The following is a 23093-nucleotide window of genomic DNA, read 5'->3' on the forward strand; positions in this document are numbered from 1 at the left end:
GCGTTCCCCACGTCCGTCCGCTTGCCGCTGGCGCTGGCCTTGCTGCTGGGCGCCGGCGTGGCGTCGGCCCAGGATGCCGCTGCGCGCTACTGGTCTGACAGTTGGCGCGGCTGGCATTTCTATGAGGATCCACCGGCCGCGGAACATGAACGCCCGACTGTGCTGGAGCAGGCTGTGCCCTCGGCTCCGACCTCGAAAGCTCCGGAACTGGTCGAGTTCGAACGTCTGCAGAAGGCCCTGGAGGACACCCGCAACATCGCCATCATGCTGCCGACCGAGGCGAACGTGCGGCGCTACATGGAACTCGAGTCCCAGGTTGTCGCGCGTGCCTCCCATTTCGCCGACGTCGCCCAGCGGGTGGCCTGGGCGACGCCCGAGCTCGATCCGACCCTGCAGGGTCGACCGGTCAACGCCAAGGCGCTGGAAGTGTTCGAGCAGACCCAGCAGGCCGGGCGCTCCCGCGCGATCGCCGATCTGGGCAAGGACCATGTGCTGTTCTTTTTCTATCGCTCGGACTGCCCCTACTGCCATGCCTTCGCGCCGACCCTGGCTGCCTTTCAGGCGCGCCATGGCATCCAGGTCGTCGCCGTCAGCATGGACGGCGGTCCGATGCCGGGCTTCCCCGAGGCGCGCCCGGACAACGGCATCGCCACCACCCTGAAGGTCACTCAGGTGCCCGCCGTCTTCCTGGCGCAACCCTTCACCGGAAGGATCACGCCCATCGGCTTCGGCGTGCTCTCCGAATCCCAGTTGCTGGAGCGTCTCGCCGTCGTCTCGACCCCGCAGGGCGAGGCGATGCTGCCCAGCGCGACGCGGCAGATCGACCTTCGTTAGGAGTCCACCAACATGTCCACCCTGCCACGCCCGACGGTCCCTTCCTTCACGCGCCGGACGGCCGCGTTCGCGCTGGCCGCCCTGCTGCTTGCCGCCTCCGCCCCCCTGCACGCGGGCGACCTCAACGCGGAGGTTAACGACATGTTCAATAACCTCGGAGCCATCGGCAATTACACCGCGCCCGGCGCCTTCCGCGGCCAGACCTTCAACACCTACGCCGGCGGCAACCTGATGATGCGCTCGCCCAACAAGGTCTATCAGCTCGCGGCCATCCAGTTCCCCAGCGCCAAGGCGGGCTGCGGCGGGATCGACGTCTTCGGCGGCAGCTTCAGCCACATCTCGGCCGAGGAGTTCAAGAACATGCTGAGGAACATCACCGCGGCCCTGCCCGGCATCGCCTTCCAGTTGGCGCTCGAAGCGGTCTCGCCGCTGCTGGGCGGTCTCACCAAATGGGCCAAGGGCCTGGAGACCTGGATCAACAATGCCCGCATCAACTCGTGCGAGACCGCCAAGGCCATCGTCAGCACCGCCGCCGAGTCGCTCGGCTACAGCTCCCAGGAAACCTGCGCCGACCTCGCCATCGAGATGGGACTGGAGAGCGACCGCGATGCGGCGCGCCGGCGCTGCGCCACCGACCGGCCCAGCATCCTGTCCTCGGCGCGGGCTTCCAGCGATCCGAACGTGAAGAACAAGGCCCCTTTCGTCGGCAACCTCACGTGGAAGGCGTTGCAGTACACCGGCTCCTATCTCGACGACCAGGAACGCGAGCTGATCATGAGCATGGTCGGCACGATCATCTACTACCCGGAAGAATCGGCCCGTGACCCCGAGCCGATCGCGCCCACGCTCACGTCGATCAGCCAGTTGCTCTATGGCCAGAGCGCAGCGAGCGGCACGGATGTCATCCAGCACATGTTGAAGTGCAACGACTACACCAACTGCGACGTGGTCAGCCTGAACACCACCTACACCCACACGCCCTTCACCGCCAAGGTCGAGACGATGATGCGCTCCATCGCGGAAAAGATCGCCTCGCGCACCGCCATCCCCAACAACTCGGCCGAGGTCGGCTTCGTGAACCAGACCACCGAACCGGTCTACAAGATGCTGTCCATCGGGACCAGCATCCCGGGGTCGGGGCTATCCGACAGCCTGATCGCCCAGTACCGCGACGTCATCGCCGCCGACTACGCCTACGTCTTCCTCGAACGCAACCTGCGTCTGGGCATGGCCGCCCTGGACAAGAACTACACGCTGCAGCAGACGCAACGCGAGCAGGCCAATCAGGTCCGCCAGCGCGCCCAGGCGATGCTCCTGCAAATCTCGCAGGAGAAGAACCTGCTGTACCAGAAGGTGGGCTCCTTCCGGGCCGTGGCCAGCCACCTGGAACAGCTCGAACGCCAGTTACGCTCCAGCATGCCGCAGCATGTGATGGACATGCTCGGCCAGCAGGCCGCCTATCTGGCGCAGTAGCGCCGACGGGATCGTGCGAGGAGAAGGACGGCCATGTGGGAGATTTACGCCTACCAGAATGCCGACAGCCTGTTCGGCGTCTTCAACGCCGCGGCGGCCATCCATGCGTCGGGCGACTACGCGGCGGCGGTGGCGGCCGTGGCCTTCTGCGGCTTCGTCGCGGCGCTCATCGCCTACGCCTTCGCCCCCGAGAAATTGCAGGGCTGGAAGTGGCTGGCCACCGTGGTGCTGGTGTTCTCGGTGCTGATCGTGCCCAAGGTGACCGTCGGAATCGTGGACAAGACCGGCGGTTCCGCCGTCAAGGTGGTCGACAACGTGCCCTTCGGCGTGGCCTTGCTGGGCAGCCTCACCAGCACCATCGGCCACACCCTGACCGGGTTGTTCGAGACGGCGTTCCAGGTCATACCCGGCATCGGCGCGCTGCCGGCCGAGCTCAGTTACCAGCAGAACGGACTGATGTTCGGCAATCGCCTGATCCGCGAGACCGGCAACGTGGTCTTCCAGGACCCGGCGTTCCGTACCGACCTCATCAACTTCATCCACAACTGCACGAGCTACGACCTCATCGACGGCACCCTCGATCCGGCCGCATTCTCCACGTCGGACGATGTCTGGCCGTTGATGGCTTCGCCCAACCCTGCGCGCTTCAGCACTCTCACCAGCGCGGGCGGCAGCGTGGGCGTCGACACCTGCCCCAACGTCTATCAGAGCCTCAACGGGCGACTGCCGGCCCAGATCACTCGTATCGAGGGGCGACTCGCCTTCCAGCTTAACCCGACCTTGCCGGGCGCCGCGGCGGCAGCGGCCATCGCCGGGCAGATCCAGCAGGCCTATCTCAAGAACAGCATCGCCACCGCCGCGGCGACCGCCGCCGATCTCATCCGGCAGAACGCCATGCTCAATGCAATCGACGACACCAGCAAGATCGTCGGCCAGAAGGTCAATGATCCGGCAGCCATGGTGCTGGCGGTCGGCCGTGCCCAAGCCGTGGCCCAGCAGAACGCGACTTGGCTCAACTACGGGAAGGTGGCCGAGCAGGCCCTGCCGGTGTTCCGCAACGTGGTCGAGGCGGTGACCTACGCGATGTTCCCGCTCTTCGTCCTGCTCCTCCTGCTTACCAGCGGCCGCGAGACCATGATCGCCTTCAAGGGCTACGCGGCGGTGCTCATCTGGATCCAGCTGTGGCCCCCGCTCTACGCCATCCTCAACTACATGGCCTCGATCTACGCGGCCTACGATCTGGCGGCCGCGGCGGACCTCGGTACCGGCACCAAGGCACTGGCCCTGCAGACCGCCTCGACGATCTATTCGCGTGTGATCTCGGGCGAGGCCGTCGTCGGTTACCTCGCGATCAGTATCCCCTTCATCGCCTGGGCGGCCTTAAAGCGCATGGAAAACTTCGGGACGGCCCTGGTCGGGGGCCTGTCGGGCCTGCAGGCGATGATCTCGGGGGGAACCTCGGCTGCGACCGTCGGCAACGTTTCCATGGGGAACGTGGGGATGGACCAGATGCACCTGGCGCCCAACCGCACCTCGGCCTTCATGCACAGCTGGCAAAACGACCTGAGCGGGAACACCTTCTCGTCGAATGTGCTGACCGGACGGACGGCCATCAGCCTGCTGCGCAACCAAGGCTATGCGTCGCGGATGGTCTCGATGCGTGTGTCCGAGCAGGATGTGGTACAGGCGAGTCGGCAGGCTGACGCGGCACGAAATGAGGCCATCGCAGCCAGCAACGAGCGCTCGGCCGTACTGGCGGAAGCGTTCTCACACGGGCTGACCAAACTGCGCTCATCGCGCAGTAGCAGTGGATCCACCTCCAGCAGCTTCGAGCAGATGGGCGAGACGCTGAACAGGCTGGATCAGATATCAAAGAGTGTGGCCGAAAGCACCGGACTGTCGCAGTCTCAAGTTGCCAGTATCGCGTTCGGAGCGGCCGGTCACTTGGGAGTAAATGCTGGTGTCGTTGGTGGCCGCCTGGACGCTCGCGCGGACAAGAGTTACCTGTCTGGCTTATCGGTCCAAGAACAAAAGGTCCTGAGCAGCATGAGCAGCGAACAGTTGGCAGAGTTCAAGCAGTTCGGTGACAGGGTGTCGCGCGACGCGAGCTTCACGAGCGTGATCGCCAACGATGCCCGTGAAGCGCGCGACATGACTGCCCGGCTTGCCTCCACCCATGCGCGATTGGAACGCGCCGAGGCAAGTCTCGCGGAGCGTACAGCCTTCGCGGAACGTGTGTCTGCTGCCCATGAGAAGGGAGAGACCATTTCCATCGACATCGCTCAGGACCCACACAACCTGGAGATGTTTATGCGCTACGCGGAGCAATACGGCGGCGATAGCGCTGCAGCGCACGCCTTGATGGAATCGGAACTGGCGCGGCAATCTCTTCGGCCAAATCGAGTGTTCTCCGACGGGACCGCACTGCCAGCCTCCTTTGGAGACATTCGAGACCAGCATATGCAACTGAGAGATGACATCGTATTGACGCCCGACATCGCAGGTCAGTACCAATCCGGCCGCGAGCAGACCTCACGGTTTGGGAACGGTACACCAGCGCCGGGAACTGCTCCATCCGTGTCGCCCGTTCGAGAGGAGGTTCGTACCCAAGGCGATCAAATACGCTCGGACGCAGAATCGAACCGCACAAGCTTTGACTCCAAGGCAGAGATCATCAAGTCGGATGACGGAACGCTTGCATCGAAGAAATCGCTGCTCGTGCAGTCAGGCAAACAGGTAGGTCAGGATGCCGCGGCAACACTCGACAATGCAAAGGATGTGGTAAAGGACTTGCTGCGTAAGTAGTCAGCCGAGTCTGTCAGGATCGAACATGTGCTTGTCGGGTTCAGCTTCAGACGGCTTCATGAATGGTGGGTGGCCCTTGTCGCGCCAGTAGTTCGCGGCCAAATCCTTCGGCGTAGTGCCCATCCCAGGGAGGGGATTCTCGTCCCATTCCAGAGGCTGCCGCCTTTTCATTCCAATGCTGGCCAGAACCCCGCCAATGGGCGCTCCGAAGAGCGCACCGACTCCCATCATCACAAGGCGGGTTTCCCAACCGCTATTCGCAGCGGAGATCAAGCCGATTAGCGCCCCCAGCACGGTGAATCCTATGAAGATGAGTTTTCTCATGTCGCCCTCCTGGATTCAGGCTACATCTGATAGGACTAGTTTCAAGCCTATGTGCGCCTATCTCATTTGCATTTCCACCATCAAGGCCCGCTATCCACCACGCCCCTCACTCTGTTCCCTTCTTTCTCAGCAGCAACTGGATCATCGCGAAAAGGCGGTGGAACAGGTAGTCGACCTGATCAACGTCGATGACGGGCACCTGAGCAAACTTCTGAGTGCCGGATGAGATGGCTGTTTCCGATGCCCGTCAGTTCTTTCGCTTCTTCCTCCAGACGCGCCCGAAGTGACGGCTCTGCCGCAGCGGCATCAAGGATGACTTTGATCGATCTCTTCTTGTCGCCGGGGTCGGCGAGGGATTTGAGCCGCTCCCAGGCGTCCCACAGGCGCTCCAAGGCCTCGCGGCGCAACAGCGGGTGCGCTCTGAGAACTTTGCCCGACACTCTTCCAGCATATACTAACATTCTCGTAAGTATTGTCATTGCATGAGACAATACGCGCATGAAATGCAAACGGAACTCGGACGGTCGCGCGATCGACCACCACTCGCTTCAGGTCATGCGCCAGCAGGCCATCAAGGCGGTTCGCGAAGGGCAGACGGCGCAAAGCGTAGCGGCCGCCTTCGGCGTGAACGTGCGCAGCGTCTTTCGGTGGCTGGCCGACTTCGCCAGCGGCGGGCAGAACGCGCTGCTCGCCAAGCCGATCCCCGGGCGTCCGTCGAAGGTGAGCGCGGAGGAGATGCGCTGGCTCGCTCAGGCCGTTCGGGACCACACGCCGCTGCAGTACAAGTTCGAGTTCGGGCTGTGGACGCTGTCGCTGATCCGCGCGCTGATCAACCGGCAGTTCGGCAAGGCGTTGTCGATCGCCACGGTCAGCCGGCTCATGAAGGTGCTCGGATTCAGCGCCCAAAAGCCGCTCTACCAAGCATGGCAACAGGACGCCGCACTGGTGCGGCGATGGGAGGCGGAAACCTATCCGGCGATTCGCGCGGAAGCGCGTGCGGCGGGGGCGACGATCTACTTCGCCGACGAGTCGGGAATCCGTTCCGATTACCACACCGGCACGACGTGGGCGCCGCGTGGGCAGACGCCGGTGGTCGAGGTCACCGGCCGGCGCTTCTCGCTGAACATGATTTCGGCGGTGAGCCCGCAGGGCGAGTTTCGCTTCATGCTCCACGACGGTTCGGTCACCGCCACGGTGTTTCGCGAGTTCCTCAAGCGTCTGATGATCGGCGCCGACAAGCCGGTCTTCGTGATCGTCGACGGGCACCCCATTCACAAGGCCAAACTGGTTCGGGCCTACGTCGAGAGCCTGAAAGGGCAACTCAAGCTCTTCTACCTGCCGCCGTACTCGCCCCAACTGAATCCCGACGAACAGGTCTGGGCGCATGTGAAGCGTCAGGTCTCGAAGCGCCTGGTGCAGGACAAAGACGAAATGAAGCGGCTGGCGCTGGGCGCGCTGCGTCGGATTCAACGACTGCCGAGCCTCGTCAAATCGTTCTTCCGTCAGCCCGAGTGCCAGTACGCTCTTATCTGACATTACTTTCTAGAAGGTTAGTAATCGAGCGTCCGATCCCCGGTCCGAAACAGCGTTCGCTTCAAGTCTTCCCCAAGCACCGGCGGAAGCACCCGCACAATACGGCCGGTCGACAGCATCTCGAAGGCCACGCCGTTGCGTGAAAAGATGCGATTGATGGTCGCCCGGAACTCTTCCTGTCCGGACTGTTGATCGAATGTCAGATGATGGTGGCTGAAGAAGTCGTGGTGCTTCCCGGGAATCGGCTTCGCCACCGAAGCGTAAACGAACTCGATGAAGTCCAGGATCAACAGCGTATCCGGCGCGAAGGGCTCATGCTGCGACAGGAAGCCGTCTTCCGCCATCCTCGTGGTTTCGAGCGGCCATGCTAGTCCCGGCATCTCCGCAATCACGCTTGCGGCCAGGGCATCCGCATCGCATCCACATACGGCCTGTCCATCCGGACAGCGATCGGGGAAACGCAGGCCGAAGGCTCCACTATTGATCAGCGCCTGTACCGTCGCCACCAAGCCCGCCCAGACAGCCGGTGAAATCACCTGCTCGGTTCGCGCCCGCGGCCCATTCTCCCGGTCGCTGAAGTAGTCGTTCACGAAATTCATTCCTTCGGCGCGAGCGGTGCCGCGACCACAGTCCCATTGACGACCTGTTCGAAGCGCTCGATGCTGGCAAGTACGGCGTCAAGCCGTGGAACTTCACCGAAGACCATGCCGGCCATGGCTGCGTAGTCTTTGGCGAGCGCTTCACGCATCGCCGGACTGGGCATGAGCGTGAATGTACCGGATTGGGCTGCATCCAGCCCCAGGTCGGCACTGCCGAAGAAGAGCCTCGCGTGCTGGGCGCAATCGACGGCAAGCGCATGATCGGCCTGCCACTCGGACGATGCCGGTGCCTGCATCAGGCGGTGCACGTCGTAGTAGTGGCGCGAGACGCGCTGTCCGCCGTGCCGGAGTTCGCCGCGGCGGTCGTGCCACTGTCGGAGGCCGTGCAGGATGATGACCTTGTCCCAGAAAGTGCGCTCTGGCTTCACGGTGGTGACGTTACCCACCGCCAGATCCAACCCGGGCAGATCTTGTGCGACGTACGGTACGACCGAAGCTGCGATGTGCGGGTCCAGCGCCGACTTCGCACCGGATTCGATCTTGACGGCTGAGCGAATGTAGCTGCCGGCCGTGGGCGTGACGGCGGGATACCAGAACAGCAGGCTCTGGCCGTCCTGGTCGTCTGGGTCGAGTTCCAACCGGAAACGCCCCTGTGGGATGACGGCCGCGGCGACCTGAGCAAATTGGTCCGTCAAAGGCCCGGCGATGTACGCCTGGCAAGCTGAGCGGATGGATTCGAGACGCGCACGACGTTTCTTCCCGCTCAAGGCTTCCAGTTCCGCCACGTCGGCCGCTTGCCCCAAGTCGTCCCGGAACACCGTGATGTCAATGTCCTCGGAAAAACGGGAGATCAGGCCGAACGCCTTGGACAGGGAAGTGCCGCCTTTGAACAGAAGCCGGGGCCCGCCTGCCGCCAAGCCGTTGAACAACACGTCCAGGGTCCAGCAGACCCAGAAGTCCTTTTCGACGTTCTGGACCGCCGTGCCGAGACGGGCGGCAGCGCCCAGAAATAGATCGAGCCGGTCGGCGTCGGCGGCGGTGATCACCTCACGGAAGGATGGGTTCAACTGGCCCTCCCTGCGCTTCCAAGGGAACCGGGACTCGCCGATCGCTTCACGCTGCTTCGCGGTTGCGGAGTCTTGGCCACGGTGGCCAGCGGGTCGCATCCGGGCAGTTCACGGATCAGGCTTTGCATCCACGCTGGCAAGGTATTGAACCCGTCAAGCAGATCCTGGCGGAGTACCGTGCCATGGTTCGGATCGGCCAGCAGTTGGCTCAGGCGATTCAGGATGCGGTCGCGGTCGGAGACCAACGTGTCTTTCAGCCAGTGCAGCGCTTGTACGACCCGCATGGCGGGACGACCGGCCCAGTAGAGACGACTGGGCGCGGTCTGCTTGAAGTCGATGGTCAGCTTGTCGAGTTTGATCGCTCGGCGGCGTGCATCAGTGTGGATGGTGACGCGGGCCGGGACGGCGTCCGTCAAGCCGAGATCATTCGCCGCCGTCATGCCATCCACCAACAGACGAAGTTGGTCGCGCCGAGCAATGGCCTCGACGATTGCGCGATAGTCCGGGGTGGTGGGACGCTGAGTCAAACGGTTGATAGTGGGTTTGTCGTACAACCCACGGTCGATACGGCGCAGGTCGCCCGCCAGCACCATGCGCTGGAGCGTCTTGTCGATCGCATCACGGTTGCCGAGGTGTGCGAAGTCGGTCGGCACCCAGACATGGCCGGCACCGGCGGCGTTGATCTGCGAGGAGATCGCGAATTTGAGATCGGACATAGGGCACCTGTCCGATATTTGTACAACTTTTTCGGACAGCGGGCAACAAGTAATGTCCGAAAATTGTAGATCTATTTCGGACACCTGCACCTAGTCTCCTCCCTGCCGGCCACGGGCCTGATCCCACGCGCCTTGCTACAGCTGCTGCGCGCCAAGCAGCGAACCGACGCATTCATGGCCACAGGTAGGCGTTACCAAAGCGGTAGACGGGTTTTGTCAGGACCGACGACTATGCCCCGTCTCGGAAACTTCGGGGACGTTGCATCAAGGCGGAGACCGCTTGGCACAAGCATCGTCAAGCGATGCTGACGCCTCGTCGAATAGGCACCACATTGGCGCCATTCTTGATCCAACCATCAAGCATATCGGCCCAGGTTTGAAGCATCGCTCTTCGCTGTTCGGCGTACTCGGCCTTGTTGTAGATCGCACGCACACCGCGCTGCTCATGAGCAAGGCACTTCTCGATCCAGTCGCTGTTGAAGCCGGCTTCGTGGAGCAATGTACTGGCCGTGCGGCGCAGGTCATGTACGGTGAAGGGCTCGAAGTCTTCACCGCGGCCACGGATCAAGGTCACGGTGGCATCAATCACCCGGTTCAACGTCGCCGCGCTGATCGGCAACTCCGTCTCGTAACGTCCGGGATGCAGGTACGAACTGGCGCTGAAACAGGTCTTGAAAGCGACCAGGATGTCCAACGCCTGCTGGCTAAGGTACACATTGTGAGGGCGCCCCGCCTTCATGCGCTCCTTCGGGATCGTCCATATCGCCGTCTCGAAGTTCACCTCGCCCCATGTTGCCTCGATGAATTCCGATTTGCGCACCAGAGTGAGCAGCATGAATTTGACCGCCAAACGCAGTGTCGACGTGGTCGCGGTCTGGTCGAGCGCGTTGAAAAATGTATGAATCTCGGCTGGTGACAGGGCTCTGTCCCGAGCTTTGAACGTGGCGATGGCGCTGGGTCGAATCGCCTCAGCGGGATTGTCGATCTTCAATCCCCGCGCCTGGATGAAACGAAAGACTTGCAGCACGATTTCGCGCGACTGAACCGCAGGTGCTGCAGCCCCCCGCTCCTTGATCTTCTCGCACCTGGCCATCAGCCGAACCGGCGTGATCTCTTCCAACTTCAGCCGGCCAAATTCCTCTGCCAAGTTGCGGTCATAGACCGACTTTCGCATGGACCGGGTGGACTCAGCCAAGTCAGCTTCAGCGAAGTACTTTTCGGCCCACTTGCCAAACGTTAACGCGTCCGCAGCCTCGACTCGCTTTTCAACCTTGGTGCGTGAGGGACTCTCGCCTTGCTCGACGGATCGGTGAGCCCGCGTCAGCAGTAGTCGCGCCTCGGCCAGGGTCAAGGACATACCGTAGTCCAGTTCCACCAAATCACGCGGTTTCTTGGCCCCGAGATTCGGATCGTACTGGCCTATCACCAGCGTTTCGCGCCGGCCATTCACCCGGTAGTCAAACCGGAAACTAACTACTCCTGTCCGCGTGACAGCGACGTAGAGCCCCTGTTGATCGGCAACCTTGTAGATTTTTCCCGTGGGCTTCAGCGCCTTCAACTTCAAGTCAGTGAGCATCTCATCCCCCGAACTGATACCGTCAACCGATACCGTCAGGGCATTTGACGGTATCAACCGTGGTCGTTCAAGGCCGGCTCTTCGATACCGTCACCAATACCGCCAATTTCGGCGCGCTTTAGTGAGGCGATTTGAGACCAGATGAGACGCTAACCAATTGTCAGGACTTGCTTTTCTCCGGAAGACCGGACGACATGGGACGACCTGACACGAAGATAATTTATTCCCACTCGATCGTCGCCGGCGGCTTGCCCGAGATGTCGTAGACCACGCGATTGATGCCGCGCACCTCGTTGATGATGCGGTTGCTGACCTTGCCGAGCAGGCTGTGCGGCAGCTCGGCCCAGTGCGCGGTCATGAAGTCCTGCGTCTGCACCGCGCGCAACGCCACGACGTACTCGTAGGTGCGGCCGTCCCCCATCACGCCCACGCTCTTCACCGGCAGGAAGACCGCGAAGGCCTGGCTGGTCTTGTCGTACCAGTCGGCGGCGCGCAGCTCGTCGATGAAGATCGCGTCGGCGCGGCGCAGCAAATCGGCGAAATCCTGGCGCACCTCGCCGAGGATGCGCACGCCCAGGCCCGGCCCCGGGAAGGGGTGGCGATAGACCATGTCGTGCGGCAGGCCAAGCGCCACCCCGAGCTCGCGCACCTCGTCCTTGAACAGGTCGCGGAGCGGCTCGAGGAGTTGGAGTCCGAGCGTCTCGGGCAGGCCGCCGACGTTGTGGTGGCTCTTGATGGTGTGCGCCTTCTTGCTCTTGGCGCCGCCGGACTCGATCACGTCGGGGTAGATCGTGCCCTGGGCGAGCCATTTCGCGTTCGGGAGCTTCTTCGCCTCGGTCTGGAAGACCTCGACGAACTCGCGGCCGATGATCTTGCGCTTCTGCTCGGGGTCGGTGACGCCCTTCAGATGCCCCATGAACTGCTCGGTCGCGTCGACATGCACGACCTTGGCGTGCAGGCGGCCGGCGAACATCTCCATGACGAGCTTGCCTTCGTTGAGGCGCAGCAGGCCGTGGTCGACGAACACGCAGGTGAGCTGGTCGCCGATCGCGCGGTGGATCAGCGCCGCCGCCACCGAGGAGTCCACGCCGCCCGACAGGCCGAGGATGACCTCCTCGTCGCCCACCTGCTCGCGGATCTTCGCGACCGCCTCGGCGATGTAGTCCGGCATGTTCCAGTCATGGCCGCAGCCGCAGATCTCGTGCACGAAGCGCCCGATCATCTCGCGTCCCTTGATCGTGTGCGTGACTTCGGGGTGGAACTGCACTCCGTAGAAGCCGCGCGCCTCGTCGGCCATCGCCGCGATCGGGGTCGACTCGTTGCTGCCGATGACCTTGAAGCCCGGCGGCAGCTCGGTGACCTTGTCGCCGTGGCTCATCCACACGTCGAGCAGGCCGTGGCCTTCGGCGTTGCTGCGGTCCTCGATGCCGGCGAACAGCTTCGAGTGCCCGCGCGCACGCATCTCGGCGTAGCCGAACTCGCGCTTGGCCGAGCTCTCGACCTTGCCGCCGAGCTGGCTGGCCATGGTCTGCATGCCGTAGCAGATGCCCAGCACCGGCACCCCGAGTTCGAACACCGCCTGCGGCGCGCGCCAGTCCTCGGCCTCGTAGACCGAGTTGGGGCCACCGGACAGGATCACGCCCTGGGCGCCGAAATCACGCACGAACTCGTCCGAGACGTCGAAGGGATGCAGCTCGCAGTACACCTGCTGCTCGCGCACGCGGCGCGCGATGAGCTGGGAGACCTGGGAGCCGAAATCGAGGATGAGGATCTTCTGGTGGGCCATGGGGCGGGAATCTCGAACGTCGAAAAAGGAAGGGCGGCCTCGCAGCCGCCCGGATGTCTCAGGGGATTGCGCTCAGCTGATCTGGTAGTTGGGCGCTTCCTTGGTGATCTGCACGTCGTGAACATGCGACTCGCGCATGCCGGCCGAGCTGATCTGCACGAACTCGGCGCGCCGGTGCATGGTCGGGATATCGGCGCAGCCGAGGTAGCCCATCGAGGCGCGCAGGCCGCCGACGAGCTGATGGATCACCGCCGTGACCGAGCCCTTGTAGGGCACGCGACCCTCGATGCCCTCGGGCACCAACTTGTCGATGTTGCCGGTGTTCTCTTCCTGGAAGTAGCGGTCGGCCGCGCCCTTCTCCATCGCGCCGAGCGAGCCCATGCCGCGGTACGACTTGTAGGAACGGCCCTGGAACAGCACAGTCTCGCCTGGCGCCTCCTCGGTGCCGGCAAACAGTCCACCGAGCATGACCACGTCGGCGCCCGCGGCGATCGCCTTGGCGATGTCGCCCGAGAAGCGGATGCCGCCGTCGGCGATCATCGGCACGCCCGTGCCCAGCAGCGCGTTGGCGACGTTGTCGATCGCGCTGATCTGCGGCACGCCCACGCCGGCGACGATGCGGGTGGTGCAGATCGAGCCCGGACCGATGCCGACCTTAACACCGTCGGCACCGGCATCGACCAGCGCACGCGCGGCGTCGGCGGTGGCGATATTGCCGCCCACCACCTCGATGTGCGGAAAGTGCTTCTTGACCCAGCCGACGCGGTCGAGCACGCCCTGCGAGTGACCGTGGGCGGTGTCGACCACGATCATGTCCACGCCCGCGTCGGCGAGGCGCTCCGCGCGTTCCTCCGTGCCAGCCCCCACGCCGATCGCAGCGGCCACGCGCAAGCGACCATGCTCGTCCTTGGCAGCGAGCGGGTGCTCGGTGGACTTCATCATGTCCTTGACGGTGATGAGACCGCACAGCTCGCCGGCATCGTTGAGCACCAGCACGCGCTCGAGGCGGTGCACACGCAGCAGCTCGCGCGCCTCTTCGAGGCTGGCGCCTTCGCGCACGGTGACAAGGCGGTCCTGCGGGGTCATGATTTCGGAGACGAGCTGGTCGAGCTTGGTCTCGAAGCGGGTATCGCGGTTGGTGACGATGCCGACCACCTTGCCGCCTTCGACCACCGGCACGCCGGAGAAGCGGTTCTGGCGTTGCAGTGCGATGACCTCGCCCACCGTCATCGTGGGCGGGATGGTGATCGGATCCTTGAGGATGCCCGACTCGTGGCGCTTGACCTTGAGCACCTCGGCGGCCTGCTGGGCCGGGGTGAGGTTCTTGTGCACCACGCCGATCCCGCCTTCCTGCGCGAGCGCGATCGCGAGACGGCTCTCGGTCACCGTGTCCATGGCGGCCGAGACAAGCGGGACGTTGAGGCGGATGCGGCGCGTGACCTGGCTCTGCAGGCTCACGTCGCGAGGGAGGACCGTGGAGTGGGCGGGAACGAGAAGGACGTCATCGAAGGTCAGCGCCTTCTGGATCACTCGCATGGCTTTTTTCCTTTCGACCAAATCCGTATTATACAGAGCGCTCCTGCACCACGTAAGCGGCTCGCCGCGGAGAATTGTGCCGATGACCCATCCGTTCGCCCCGGTCGCGATCCTCGCCCTGTTGCTGACCGCCCTTCCCGCGGCCGCGCAGGTCTACAGCTGGAAGGACAAGGACGGGCGCATCCACTACGGCGACATGCCTCCCGCAGGCGTCGAGGCCACGGTGATCCGCGGAGCACGACCGGGTGCCGCCGCGCGCAAGACTGGAGAGACCGCGCCGTCGGCAGACATGCCGCCTGCTGCCACTCCCACCTCCCCGAGTTCGCTCGCCGAGCGCGAACAGGCTTTCCGGGAACGCCGCGCCGCCGCGGCGGAGGCCGAGGCGAAGGCCGCTCGGGAAGCGGAATCGAGAGGCGAGACGGAACGTTTCTGCACGGACGCGCAGCATGAACTCGCCGCCTTGCGTGGCGGCCAGCGCATGGTCCGCTTCAACGCCAAGGGGGAACGCGAGTTCCTCGACGATCGTGCGCGCGCGGAGCAGGCCGAGGCTCTGGAGCGCAAGATCGCAGAGCATTGCAGGTAGATCCGACCCGCAGGTCGACGCCAGCAGGCTCGCAAGCCGAACGTCGCGCGAGCGGAAATTCCGCTGCGCCGGGTCGCGCCGATCCATCACTCGGCCGCTTCGGCGGGCCCACCCCCCTTTTTCATGACCTTGCCCTCGTCGGCACGCTTCTTTCGCACCGCCTTCGGGTCGGCGATCAGCGGACGATAGATCTCCACCCGGTCGCGGTCGCGCACTTCGGTGTCGAGCTTGACCAGCCTGGCATAGATCCCCAGCTTGTTCGCACGGTCGGGCTGGATCTCCGGATGCTTCTGCAACAGGCCGGAAGCCTCCAGCGCATCGCGCACCGAGGCGCCTTCCGCCAGCCGCACGTGCACCAGCTCCTGGCGCTGCGGCAGCGCGTACACCACTTCCACGTTGATCATCCCGCTCATGCAGCACTCCCCTCCCCGGCCCGATAGACCTGGCCGGCACGCTTGACGAAGGAATCGACGAAAGTGTTCGCGATATGGTTGAACACCGGCCCGAGCACCTTCTCCAGCAGCTTGCTCGCGAACTGGTAGCGCAGCTGGAACTCGACCTTGCACGCGGTCTCGCCGAGCGCGGTGAAGCGCCAGTGTCCGTCGAGATGGGTGAAGGGCCCGTCGGTCAGGCGCAGCTTCATCTCCTGCGGGTAGCGCTTGGCGTTCTCGGTGCTGAAATGCGCCTTGATGCCATGGTAATTGATGTGCAGCGTCGCCGCGGTGATCGTCTCGGTGCGCCCGATCAGATCGACGCCGCCGCACCAGGGCAGAAACAGCGGGTATTCCTCGCAGCGGTCGACGAGCTCGAACATCTGCGCCGGGGTGAATTCGATCAGGACGAGCTTGTTGACTTCGGCCATGGGCAAGTTGGTCGGCGCCACCACCATGACGGAACGGAGGTGCGGCCGAACTGTTAAAATCCGCGATTCTACCGCATACGGACGCGCCGGCTCAGGGCCGCGCCGCCACGGGACGCCGAACCATGAGCATCATCGAAAACCGCAAGGCCCTTCACGACTACTTCATCGAGGAGAAGCACGAAGCCGGCATCGTCCTCGAAGGCTGGGAGGTCAAGGCGATCCGCGCCGGTCGCTCGAACATCAAGGAATCCTACGTGGTGATCCGCGCCGAGGAGATCTTTGTTTTCGGCATGCACATCACCCCGCTCAGCACCGCCTCCAGCCATGTGCGCCACGACCCGACGCGCACGCGCAAACTGCTGCTGCACAAGAAGGAGATCGCCCGCCTGATCGGCAAGGTCGAGCGCGCCGGCTATACGCTGGTGCCGCTCGACCTGCACTACAAGAATGGGCTCGTGAAGCTCGAGATCGGGCTCGCCAAGGGCAAGAAGCTGCACGACAAGCGCGAGGACGAGAAGAAGAAGGACTGGGAGCGCGAGAAGCAGCGCCTCATGCGGGTCAAGGCCTGAGCGCCCTCACAGCAGCGTCACCGCCCCCCCCGCGACCGCCAGCAGCACCAGCCAGGTCAGCACGCCGAAGCTGGTCACCTGCATGGCCACCTCGCTCGCCTCGACGTCCTCGTCGATGCCGAGCAGGCGGTCGACGCCGTGGCGGATCAGCATGGCCGAGGCGCCGAGCGCGACGAGGCCGACGAGCACCACGAACCACGCGCTGCCGAACACCACCGCGAGCGAGGACAGCCACAGTGGCACCGGCGCGATCGCCGCCACCGTGTAGGCATCCTCGAGCCGGCTGCTGCCGTCCTTGGCCATCGAGGCCTGGCGGATCGAGTTCGCCATGATCGGCACGCTGAAGTGTTCGGCGACGAAGAACAGCACGGCCGCGATCAACCAGTTGCCGAAGCCCGCGTCGGGAAACACCCGGGCGCCCACGCCCCCCGATGCCAGCAGGATCATCAGCGGCGGCAGCAGCGACATCGGCAGGACCAGGCGACGGAACAGCCAGTCCATCGGTGGCCGTTCGCGCGCGACCAAGTCCCAGCCATCGCGGCTCGAAACCACCATGCGGGGAAATTGCATGACGTCCATGATTCGGTCTCCTCTTTCGGGGTGGAAATCCGGCCGCCGCCACGATCCACCTGCGCGCGTGGGCCATCGCTCTTTTTACATCACACTTTGATATTAATCCGCAATCGTCGGATTGCAAGGACGATCTCTCGATCGGACTGCCGAAGCGAGGGCGGAAGAAGCTAAAATCCGCGCACGATGAACACTCCACTCGACAAGTCCGAATTCGAGGCCCTCGCCGACTTCCGCTACCAGCTGCGGCGCTTCCTGCGCTTCTCCGAGTTGCTCACCCGGCGCCACGGCATCACCAACCTCCAATACCTGCTGCTGCTCCAGGTCAAGGGCTATCCCGGACGCGAATGGGCCTGCATCGGCGAGCTCGCCGAGCGCCTGCAGGCCCACCAGCATGGAGTGGTGTCGCTGGTTTCGCGTTGCGAGAAACTCGGACTGGTCGAGCGCCGTCCGGGTCGCGAGGATCGGCGCGCGGTCGAGGTGCACCTGACCGCCGAAGGCGAGCGCCTCGCGGCAACGATCGCACTGCACCACCGCGAGGAGGTCAAGCTGCTCGGCGGTGTGTTCCGCGACCTCGCCTCGCAATTGCGCTGAAGCCTTCGGAAGCCTGCTGCAAGCCCGCTGGCGGAGCTCAGCCCTCCGGTCCCTGCCCCAAGCCGTTCTCCACCGCGAATACCGCCGCCTGCACCCGGCTGCTCAGGTTGAGCTTGCGCAACATGTTCTGCACGTGGATCTTCACCGTGCTCTCGGCGAGCTCGAGTGCACGGGCGATCTCCTTGTTGCTCTGTCCGCGCGCGATGAAGCGCAGGATCTCGCGTTCGCGCGGCGACAGCTTCTCGAGTTCGGCCGGCTCCGCACCGGCAGCAGGGGCACTCCTCGCCAGCGCTCCCGGCGCAGGCGCGATCGCACCGCCCATCGCCGCTCGGCTGGCGCTGCTGCGCACGCCGCTCAGCAGCTTGCCCATCATCTGGGGCGAAACCACCGATTCGCCCTGCGCGGCCGTCTTGATCGCCGATACCAGGGTTTCGGCCTGGATGTTCTTCAGCAGGTAGCCGCAGGCCCCGGCGCGCAGCGTCTCGATAAGGTCGTCGGCGTCCTCCGAGACCGTCAACATCAGCACACGCGTCTCGGGCACCTCCTCGAGCAGCAGGCGGGCGGCCTCGCGCCCGGAGAGCCCGGGCATGTTGTTGTCGAGCAACACCACGTCGGGTCGCAGCTGCCCGGCGAGGCGGATGCCCTCGCGCCCGTCGCCGGCCTCGCCCACCACCTCGAAGCAGACGTAGCTCTGCAGCAGCGAACGGATGCCGCTGCGGAACAGCATGTGGTCGTCGACCAGAAGGACACGGATCTTCTCTTCAGCCATCAAGCCAGCACCTCGTTCGTTCTCGGCAGTTCCAGTCGGATCTCGGTGCCCCGCCCGGGCGACGAGCGCACCGCAAAGCGGCCACCGATCCGCATGGCGCGCTCGCGCATGATCTGCAGGCCGATGTGCGCCTCGCTGTCGGACGCGTCACGGTCTTCCGCAAAGCCCACGCCGTCGTCGCGCACCGTCACCGCGAGCCCGTCGCGACCGCGCCGCACACCCACGGAAACGGTGCTTGCACCGGCGTGCTTGCGCACGTTGGAGAGCGCTTCCTGGATGATGTAGAGCACCTGGGTCTCGGCCTCGGGATCGAGCGGTGCGCCGTCGCCCTGCACGTCAAGGTCGGTGGCGATGCCGGTCTGCTCTGCGAGCCGGCGCAGGGCTGCGGCGATGGCGGCATCGAGATCCTGCTGCTCGACCCGGGTGCGGAAGTGCACCAGCAACTCGCGCACATCCTCATAGCTCTCCTGGATACCGCGACGAAGCATCTCCACGGTCGTACTCACGTCCGCGGCGCGGTTCTCGGCGAGCGCGCGTTCCAGCATCTGCACCTGCAGGTTCAGGAAGGCCAGGCCCTGGGCGATCGAGTCGTGCAGTTCGCGCGCGAGCAGGTTGCGCTCTTCGGAGACGGCGAGTTCGCGCTCGCGCGCGTGCAGGCGCTGGTTCTCGATCGCGATGCCGAGCTGCTGCCCGAGGGCCTCGAGCAGCTGGCGATCGGCGTCGCCGATCGCATCCGACTGGTCGAAATACAGGTTGAACACGCCGAGCGCGCGCTTGCTGGCCGTAATCGAGGTGGCCGACACCGTACGGAACCCGGCGCGCCGACAGGCATCGCGCGTCACCGCGAGCGCGGCATTGCGTACATCCAGGGTCAGCGAAAGCCCGCTACCCTGTGCCGCCTCGCCGCAAACGCATTCGCCGCAGGCCAGCACTTCCTCGCGATCGAGGAAGTCGTCGCCCAGCCCGTCGTGGACGATCATGCACAGGTTGCGCGATTCGAGATCGAGCAGGCGCGCGGAGCTCGCACTCGCACCCATCGTTTTCTGCACCCGCTCGAGGAAGCCCTTGCAAAGCGTGTCGACGTCGTTGGGTTCGCGCAGGAAGGCGACGATCTCGTAGAGGATCTCGAGCTCGCGGTTCTTCTCTTCGAGGCTGCGGGTCTTGGCGACGACACGCTCCTCGAGCGTGTCATAGACGTTCTGCAAGTGGGCTGCCATGCGGTTGAAGCCGGCCGAGAGCTCGCCGAACTCGTCCTGCGACAGTACCGGCACGCGGGCATCGAAATCCTCCTGCCCCATGCGCTTGACGCCCTCGTGGAGTTCGAACACGGGGCGGATCACGGTGAGGAAGAAGAAGCGCAGCAGCAGGATGGTGCCGATCACCGCGAGGGCAACCAGGATCACCTGCGAGGTGCGCAGGATGTTGGTGTTGCGCGCATAGCTCTGCTCCATGCGCAGCACGAAATCGTTGATGTCCTCGACGTAGTCGCGGGCGGCGCGGTCGAACTCCAGGCCCCTGCGATGCAGGTTGGCCGGATCCGGGTCCGCGGCGATCGCGAGCAGGATCGGGCGCAGCTGCACGCTCCATTCTTCGGACATCCCGGAGAGCACCTGCTGGATACCGGCTTCGCGCGGCACGAACAAGGGGCGGGACGGATCTCCCCGGCGCAGCACGCCGAGGATGCGGTCGAAGTCGTCGACCCTCGCCCTCAGGTCGCCAGCGAAACCCTGCCGGTCGCTGGTGTGCAGATCCGCACGAGCGAGGTGATGCGCCACGCGGTACAAGCGCATCCGCAGGCTGCCGGCATCGTTGATCGCAGCCGCCGCGCCTTCCAGGCGCCACGAGATGAACAGCGTCAGCGCGATCGCGGCAAGTGCCACGAGGAAAAAGCCGAGCAGCATGCCGGTGATCTTGACCGACAGGCCCGAGCCGCGGATGAACATGAGAATCGGTGCTTTCTGGCGCATCCGCGCAAGCTAGGGGCAAAAGGACCGAAAGGCAAGGCCGGCAGCCTTGATGGCTGCCAGCCCTGCCTCTCGCTTCAGCCTCAGGCCAGGCGGCGCTTGGTCCGGACGATCTGGTAGGCGCGCGTCAGGTAGCTGAACGGCGCGGTCAGGATGTGCACCAGGCGGGTGAAGGGGAACACCAGGAACACCGTCATGCCGAAGAAGATGTGGGCACGGAAGATCGCATCGACCTTCGTCATCAACTCGGGCTGCGGGTTCAGCAGCAGGATGCTCTTGACCCACTCGGCCAGCGCCAGCATCACGGCCGGATCACCCTTGACGGCGTGACCGATCGAGAACGGCACGGTCAGCAGGCCGAGGATCAGCGTGGCCATCAGCCAGGTGATGATGAACACGTCGCTGCGACGGCTGTTGATGCGCACGCGCGGGTTGTACATGCGGCGATACCACAGCATGGAACCACCGACCAGGCACATGATGCCGAAGATCACGCCGGCGATGATCGCGATCCATTGGTGGGCGAGGTCGGAGATCCCCAGGCCAAGCCACAGGCCGTGCGGCAGCACGAGACCGGCGAAATGGCCGAAGAAGATCATGATGACGCCGACGTGGAACAGGTTGCTGGCCAGCATCATGCCTTGCTTGGACAGCAGCTGCGACGAATCGGTCTTCCAAGTGTACTGCTCGTTGTCGTACCGGATCCAGCTGCCGATCACGAACACGGTCAGCGCAATGTAGGGATAGACCCCGAAAAACAGGTTGGTCAGGGACATCGTCTTCTCCTCAGGCGGCCGCGCGGGCCAGCGAGCTGTGGTTTTCGATCACGCGAACGAGCGCCGCATAGGGGCTCTCCGCCTTTTCCAGGTTGGTCGCGAGCACGTTGAACACCTTCACCGCGTCGGTCAGGAACACGCGCGCCTCGGTCTCCTCGAGTTGCGACACGAACTCCATCATCATCGGCAGGTAGTCCGGGATCTCGTGTTCGTCGTGCTGCAGTCCGTAGGACTTGTAGAACTCCGACAGGTCGATCAGCGCCGGACCACGGTTCTTGTCGTCGCCGAACACGTGGTGGGTCAGGTGCAGGCTGTGCTCCGGGGTGAGGTCGAAGGTCTTGACGAAACGGCCTTCGAGCTCGGTCTGGTCTTGAGCGAGCATCCAGTCGATGAAACCGGCGATGCTCTCATGCTCAGCCTCGGTGAACACCTTGTCGGTGTCCACCGAGCGCACCAGACCCCGCGCGCCGCCTTGCTCGGCGACCGCAGCGCGCAGGTCGCCGACGATCTCGCCGCCCGGATAGTCGAGCAGCACGGCAAGCAGCTTGTAGGTCTGCATGGTTCAGTCTCCTCAGTAGCGTTCGCCGGTGACGTCGTGCTCGTCGGCGTGCGGGACCGGCTTGCGCGGCTCCATCGACTCCTTGCGGCGCTCGGGGAACAGGGAGTTCGGCGAGATGCCGACCGACGAGGCGCTGCCGAAGCTGAAGCCGGCCTGGCCCTGGAAGCCGTGGTAGTCCTCGAGGCGCATCTCTTCCTTGGAGGTCGGAATCACGAAGCGGTCTTCGTAGTTCGCGATCGCCAGGTAGCGATACATCTCCTTGGCCATGTCCTCGGTCATGCCCACCGCCTCCAGCGCGCGCGTGTCGGGCGTGCCCTCGACGTGCACCGAGCGCTGGTAGGAGCGCATCGCGATCATGCGGTTGAGCGCGTCGATGATCGGCTGCTCCTTGCCCGCGGTCATCAGGTTGGCCAGGTACTTGACCGGCAGGCGCATCGCGGAGGCCTTCGGGATAACGCCGTCGGCCTCGGTCGGCAGCGCCTTCTGGTCGATCTGCGACTGCACCGGCGAGAGCGGCGGCACGTACCAGATCATCGGCAGCGTGCGGTACTCGGGGTGCAGCGGGAAGGCGATCTTCCACTGCACGGCCATCTTGTAGATCGGCGACTTCTGCGCGGCGAGGATCCAGTCGTCGGTGATGCCGTCCTTCTTGGCCTGCTCGATCACGGCCGGGTCGAAGGGATCGACGAACATGTCCAGGTGCTCCTGGTACAGGTCCTGGACGTTGTCGGCGCTGGCCGCGGCCGAGATCTTGTCGGCGTCGTACAGGATGATGCCGTTGTAGCGGATGCGGCCGACGCAGGACTCCGAACAGACGGTCGGCATGCCGTTCTCGACGCGCGGGTAGCAGCCCACGCACTTCTCGGCCTTGGACGACTCCCAGTTGAAGAACACCTTCTTGTACGGGCAGCCCGAGATGCACATCCGCCAGCCGCGGCAGCGGTCCTGGTCGGCGAGCACGATGCCGTCTTCCTCGCGCTTGTAGAGCGCGCCGGACGGGCACGAGGCCACGCAAGCCGGGTTGATGCAGTGGTTGCAGATGCGCGGCAGGTACATGTGGAAGGTGTTTTCGAACTGCTTGTACATTTCCTTCTCCATGTTGGAGAAGTTCTTGTCACGAGCACGGGAGGCGAACTCGCCGGCGAGGTCGTCTTCCCAGTTCGGGCCCCAGGTGATCTTGTCCATCTTCTCGCCGGTGATCTGCGACACTGGACGCGCGGTCGGCGCGGCCTCGGACAGCGGCGCGTTCTGCAGACGGGCGTAGTCGTAGGTGAAGGGCTCGTAGTAGTCGTCGATCTCGGGCAGGTTCGGGTTGGAGAAGATCTGCACGATCTTCTTCAGGCGGCCGCCGGCCTTGAGCTCGAGCTTGCCGTTGAGCTTGGTCCAGCCACCCTTCCACTTGTCCTGGTTCTCCCATTCCTTCGGGTAACCGATGCCCGGCTTGGACTCGACGTTGTTGAACCAGGCGTACTCGACGCCCTTGCGGTTGGTCCACACGTTCTTGCAGGTCACCGAGCAGGTGTGGCAACCGATGCACTTGTCGAGGTTGAACACCATCGCGAATTGCGCGCGGATTTTCATTTGTTTCTCCTGAATCT

Annotated in this window: 23 protein-coding genes; 7 read left to right on the top strand and 16 right to left on the bottom strand. The window is 64.2% G+C overall.

The window, feature by feature from the left end; genetic code table 11:
• Positions 1–21: 21 nt before the first annotated feature.
• The 3 genes from traF to PO78_RS18750 are packed head-to-tail and all read left to right on the top strand — an operon-like array spanning position 22 to position 5112.
• A complete protein-coding gene (traF, locus tag PO78_RS18740) occupies positions 22–834 on the top strand; it encodes a conjugal transfer protein TraF (protein WP_231570763.1) in 813 nt (270 codons plus the stop codon).
• Between the two features lie 12 nt (positions 835–846).
• A complete protein-coding gene (locus tag PO78_RS18745) occupies positions 847–2307 on the top strand; it encodes a conjugal transfer protein TraH (RefSeq protein ID WP_052484462.1) in 1461 nt (486 codons plus the stop codon).
• A gap of 33 nt (positions 2308–2340) precedes the next feature.
• Positions 2341–5112: a conjugal transfer protein TraG N-terminal domain-containing protein gene (locus PO78_RS18750; protein WP_043746006.1), complete on the top strand. Its 2772-nt coding sequence runs from the start codon at positions 2341–2343 to the stop codon at positions 5110–5112.
• Here the strand turns inward: PO78_RS18750 and PO78_RS18755 are convergent, their stop codons facing one another.
• Together PO78_RS18755 and PO78_RS18760 are read right to left on the bottom strand one after the other, a co-directional pair.
• Complete coding sequence (locus PO78_RS18755) at positions 5113–5436, bottom strand: hypothetical protein (RefSeq protein WP_043746011.1); 324 nt, start codon at positions 5434–5436, stop codon at positions 5113–5115. It abuts the gene before it with no gap.
• Positions 5437–5615: 179 nt separating this feature from the next.
• Positions 5616–5828: a hypothetical protein gene (locus tag PO78_RS18760; protein ID WP_231570764.1), complete on the bottom strand. Its 213-nt coding sequence runs from the start codon at positions 5826–5828 to the stop codon at positions 5616–5618.
• A gap of 106 nt (positions 5829–5934) precedes the next feature.
• Between PO78_RS18760 and PO78_RS18765 the strand changes: the two genes are divergently transcribed.
• Positions 5935–6969: an IS630 family transposase gene (locus PO78_RS18765; protein ID WP_043746013.1), complete on the top strand. Its 1035-nt coding sequence runs from the start codon at positions 5935–5937 to the stop codon at positions 6967–6969.
• 17 nt (positions 6970–6986) lie between these two features.
• Here PO78_RS18765 and PO78_RS18770 read toward each other — a convergent pair whose 3' ends face one another.
• The 6 genes from PO78_RS18770 to guaB all read right to left on the bottom strand — a co-directional run bounded on the left by PO78_RS18770 (position 6987) and on the right by guaB (position 14249).
• Positions 6987–7559 (bottom strand): AbiJ-NTD4 domain-containing protein, encoded by a 573-nt coding sequence (locus tag PO78_RS18770; RefSeq protein WP_231570765.1) that lies wholly within the window; start codon positions 7557–7559, stop codon positions 6987–6989.
• A gap of 5 nt (positions 7560–7564) precedes the next feature.
• Positions 7565–8635 (bottom strand): nucleotidyl transferase AbiEii/AbiGii toxin family protein, encoded by a 1071-nt coding sequence (locus PO78_RS18775; RefSeq protein ID WP_043746016.1) that lies wholly within the window; start codon positions 8633–8635, stop codon positions 7565–7567.
• A complete protein-coding gene (locus tag PO78_RS18780) occupies positions 8632–9351 on the bottom strand; it encodes a DUF6088 family protein (protein ID WP_052484463.1) in 720 nt (239 codons plus the stop codon). Before PO78_RS18780 ends, PO78_RS18775 begins: the two co-directional genes overlap by 4 nt.
• A 295-nt stretch (positions 9352–9646) precedes the next feature.
• Positions 9647–10927 (bottom strand): tyrosine-type recombinase/integrase, encoded by a 1281-nt coding sequence (locus tag PO78_RS18785; protein ID WP_043746020.1) that lies wholly within the window; start codon positions 10925–10927, stop codon positions 9647–9649.
• Between the two features lie 220 nt (positions 10928–11147).
• Entirely contained in the window at positions 11148–12713 is a 1566-nt protein-coding gene (guaA, locus tag PO78_RS18790; protein WP_043746023.1) for a glutamine-hydrolyzing GMP synthase, read from the bottom strand.
• Between the two features lie 72 nt (positions 12714–12785).
• A complete protein-coding gene (gene guaB, locus PO78_RS18795; RefSeq protein ID WP_043746026.1) occupies positions 12786–14249 on the bottom strand; it encodes an IMP dehydrogenase in 1464 nt (487 codons plus the stop codon).
• A gap of 82 nt (positions 14250–14331) precedes the next feature.
• Here guaB and PO78_RS18800 point away from each other — a divergent pair, with 82 nt between their 5' ends.
• Positions 14332–14832 (top strand): DUF4124 domain-containing protein, encoded by a 501-nt coding sequence (locus PO78_RS18800; protein ID WP_043746028.1) that lies wholly within the window; start codon positions 14332–14334, stop codon positions 14830–14832.
• 86 nt (positions 14833–14918) lie between these two features.
• Here the strand turns inward: PO78_RS18800 and PO78_RS18805 are convergent, their stop codons facing one another.
• On the bottom strand, positions 14919–15245 hold the full coding sequence (locus PO78_RS18805) for an RnfH family protein (protein WP_012585581.1): 327 nt from the start codon (positions 15243–15245) through the stop codon (positions 14919–14921).
• Positions 15242–15694 carry a type II toxin-antitoxin system RatA family toxin gene (locus PO78_RS18810; protein WP_043746902.1) on the bottom strand — a complete coding sequence of 151 codons (453 nt, stop codon included), beginning with the start codon at positions 15692–15694 and terminating at the stop codon, positions 15242–15244. Before PO78_RS18810 ends, PO78_RS18805 begins: the two co-directional genes overlap by 4 nt.
• 122 nt (positions 15695–15816) lie before the next feature.
• Here PO78_RS18810 and smpB point away from each other — a divergent pair, with 122 nt between their 5' ends.
• Positions 15817–16263, top strand: coding sequence for an SsrA-binding protein SmpB (gene smpB / locus PO78_RS18815; RefSeq protein WP_004301724.1), 447 nt, complete (start codon positions 15817–15819; stop codon positions 16261–16263).
• A gap of 6 nt (positions 16264–16269) precedes the next feature.
• Here smpB and PO78_RS18820 read toward each other — a convergent pair whose 3' ends face one another.
• Positions 16270–16842: a Yip1 family protein gene (locus PO78_RS18820; protein ID WP_004301722.1), complete on the bottom strand. Its 573-nt coding sequence runs from the start codon at positions 16840–16842 to the stop codon at positions 16270–16272.
• Positions 16843–17019: 177 nt separating this feature from the next.
• Between PO78_RS18820 and PO78_RS18825 the strand changes: the two genes are divergently transcribed.
• Positions 17020–17427, top strand: a complete 408-nt coding sequence (locus PO78_RS18825) for a MarR family winged helix-turn-helix transcriptional regulator (protein WP_004301720.1) — start codon at positions 17020–17022, stop codon at positions 17425–17427.
• A 37-nt stretch (positions 17428–17464) separates the two neighbouring features.
• Here PO78_RS18825 and PO78_RS18830 read toward each other — a convergent pair whose 3' ends face one another.
• From PO78_RS18830 to narH, 5 genes are all read right to left on the bottom strand, one after another.
• A complete protein-coding gene (locus PO78_RS18830) occupies positions 17465–18196 on the bottom strand; it encodes a response regulator (protein WP_043746032.1) in 732 nt (243 codons plus the stop codon).
• Complete coding sequence (locus tag PO78_RS18835) at positions 18196–20139, bottom strand: type IV pili methyl-accepting chemotaxis transducer N-terminal domain-containing protein (RefSeq protein ID WP_004301716.1); 1944 nt, start codon at positions 20137–20139, stop codon at positions 18196–18198. The genes PO78_RS18830 and PO78_RS18835 overlap by 1 nt, the downstream gene beginning before the upstream one ends.
• Before the next feature lie 104 nt (positions 20140–20243).
• Positions 20244–20936, bottom strand: a complete 693-nt coding sequence (narI, locus tag PO78_RS18840) for a respiratory nitrate reductase subunit gamma (protein ID WP_043746035.1) — start codon at positions 20934–20936, stop codon at positions 20244–20246.
• A gap of 10 nt (positions 20937–20946) precedes the next feature.
• Positions 20947–21495, bottom strand: coding sequence for a nitrate reductase molybdenum cofactor assembly chaperone (narJ, locus tag PO78_RS18845; protein WP_043746037.1), 549 nt, complete (start codon positions 21493–21495; stop codon positions 20947–20949).
• Positions 21496–21507: 12 nt separating this feature from the next.
• The gene (gene narH / locus PO78_RS18850) at positions 21508–23076 is read right to left on the bottom strand and encodes a nitrate reductase subunit beta (RefSeq protein WP_043746040.1); all 1569 of its coding nucleotides are present in this window, start codon (positions 23074–23076) and stop codon (positions 21508–21510) included.
• Positions 23077–23093: the final 17 nt, after the last annotated feature.

Source organism: Thauera sp. SWB20 (genome assembly GCF_000831325.1).
GTDB classification, from domain to species: domain Bacteria; phylum Pseudomonadota; class Gammaproteobacteria; order Burkholderiales; family Rhodocyclaceae; genus Thauera; species Thauera aminoaromatica.

Bases quoted from the DNA above. Each gene is read 5' to 3' on its own strand.
- PO78_RS18835 (WP_004301716.1), bottom strand. From the start codon at position 20,139: ATGTTCATCCGCGGCTCGGGCCTGTCGGTCAAGATCACCGGCATGCTG.
- smpB (WP_004301724.1), top strand. From the start codon at position 15,817: ATGAGCATCATCGAAAACCGCAAGGCCCTTCACGACTACTTCATCGAG.
- PO78_RS18780 (WP_052484463.1), bottom strand. From the start codon at position 9,351: ATGTCCGATCTCAAATTCGCGATCTCCTCGCAGATCAACGCCGCCGGT.
- narI (WP_043746035.1), bottom strand. From the start codon at position 20,936: ATGTCCCTGACCAACCTGTTTTTCGGGGTCTATCCCTACATTGCGCTG.
- narJ (WP_043746037.1), bottom strand. From the start codon at position 21,495: ATGCAGACCTACAAGCTGCTTGCCGTGCTGCTCGACTATCCGGGCGGC.
- PO78_RS18785 (WP_043746020.1), bottom strand. From the start codon at position 10,927: ATGCTCACTGACTTGAAGTTGAAGGCGCTGAAGCCCACGGGAAAAATC.
- PO78_RS18830 (WP_043746032.1), bottom strand. From the start codon at position 18,196: ATGGCTGAAGAGAAGATCCGTGTCCTTCTGGTCGACGACCACATGCTG.
- guaA (WP_043746023.1), bottom strand. From the start codon at position 12,713: ATGGCCCACCAGAAGATCCTCATCCTCGATTTCGGCTCCCAGGTCTCC.
- PO78_RS18800 (WP_043746028.1), top strand. From the start codon at position 14,332: ATGACCCATCCGTTCGCCCCGGTCGCGATCCTCGCCCTGTTGCTGACC.
- PO78_RS18745 (WP_052484462.1), top strand. From the start codon at position 847: ATGTCCACCCTGCCACGCCCGACGGTCCCTTCCTTCACGCGCCGGACG.
- PO78_RS18820 (WP_004301722.1), bottom strand. From the start codon at position 16,842: ATGGACGTCATGCAATTTCCCCGCATGGTGGTTTCGAGCCGCGATGGC.
- PO78_RS18765 (WP_043746013.1), top strand. From the start codon at position 5,935: ATGAAATGCAAACGGAACTCGGACGGTCGCGCGATCGACCACCACTCG.
- PO78_RS18825 (WP_004301720.1), top strand. From the start codon at position 17,020: ATGAACACTCCACTCGACAAGTCCGAATTCGAGGCCCTCGCCGACTTC.
- narH (WP_043746040.1), bottom strand. From the start codon at position 23,076: ATGAAAATCCGCGCGCAATTCGCGATGGTGTTCAACCTCGACAAGTGC.
- PO78_RS18750 (WP_043746006.1), top strand. From the start codon at position 2,341: ATGTGGGAGATTTACGCCTACCAGAATGCCGACAGCCTGTTCGGCGTC.
- guaB (WP_043746026.1), bottom strand. From the start codon at position 14,249: ATGCGAGTGATCCAGAAGGCGCTGACCTTCGATGACGTCCTTCTCGTT.
- PO78_RS18810 (WP_043746902.1), bottom strand. From the start codon at position 15,694: ATGGCCGAAGTCAACAAGCTCGTCCTGATCGAATTCACCCCGGCGCAG.
- PO78_RS18755 (WP_043746011.1), bottom strand. From the start codon at position 5,436: ATGAGAAAACTCATCTTCATAGGATTCACCGTGCTGGGGGCGCTAATC.
- PO78_RS18805 (WP_012585581.1), bottom strand. From the start codon at position 15,245: ATGAGCGGGATGATCAACGTGGAAGTGGTGTACGCGCTGCCGCAGCGC.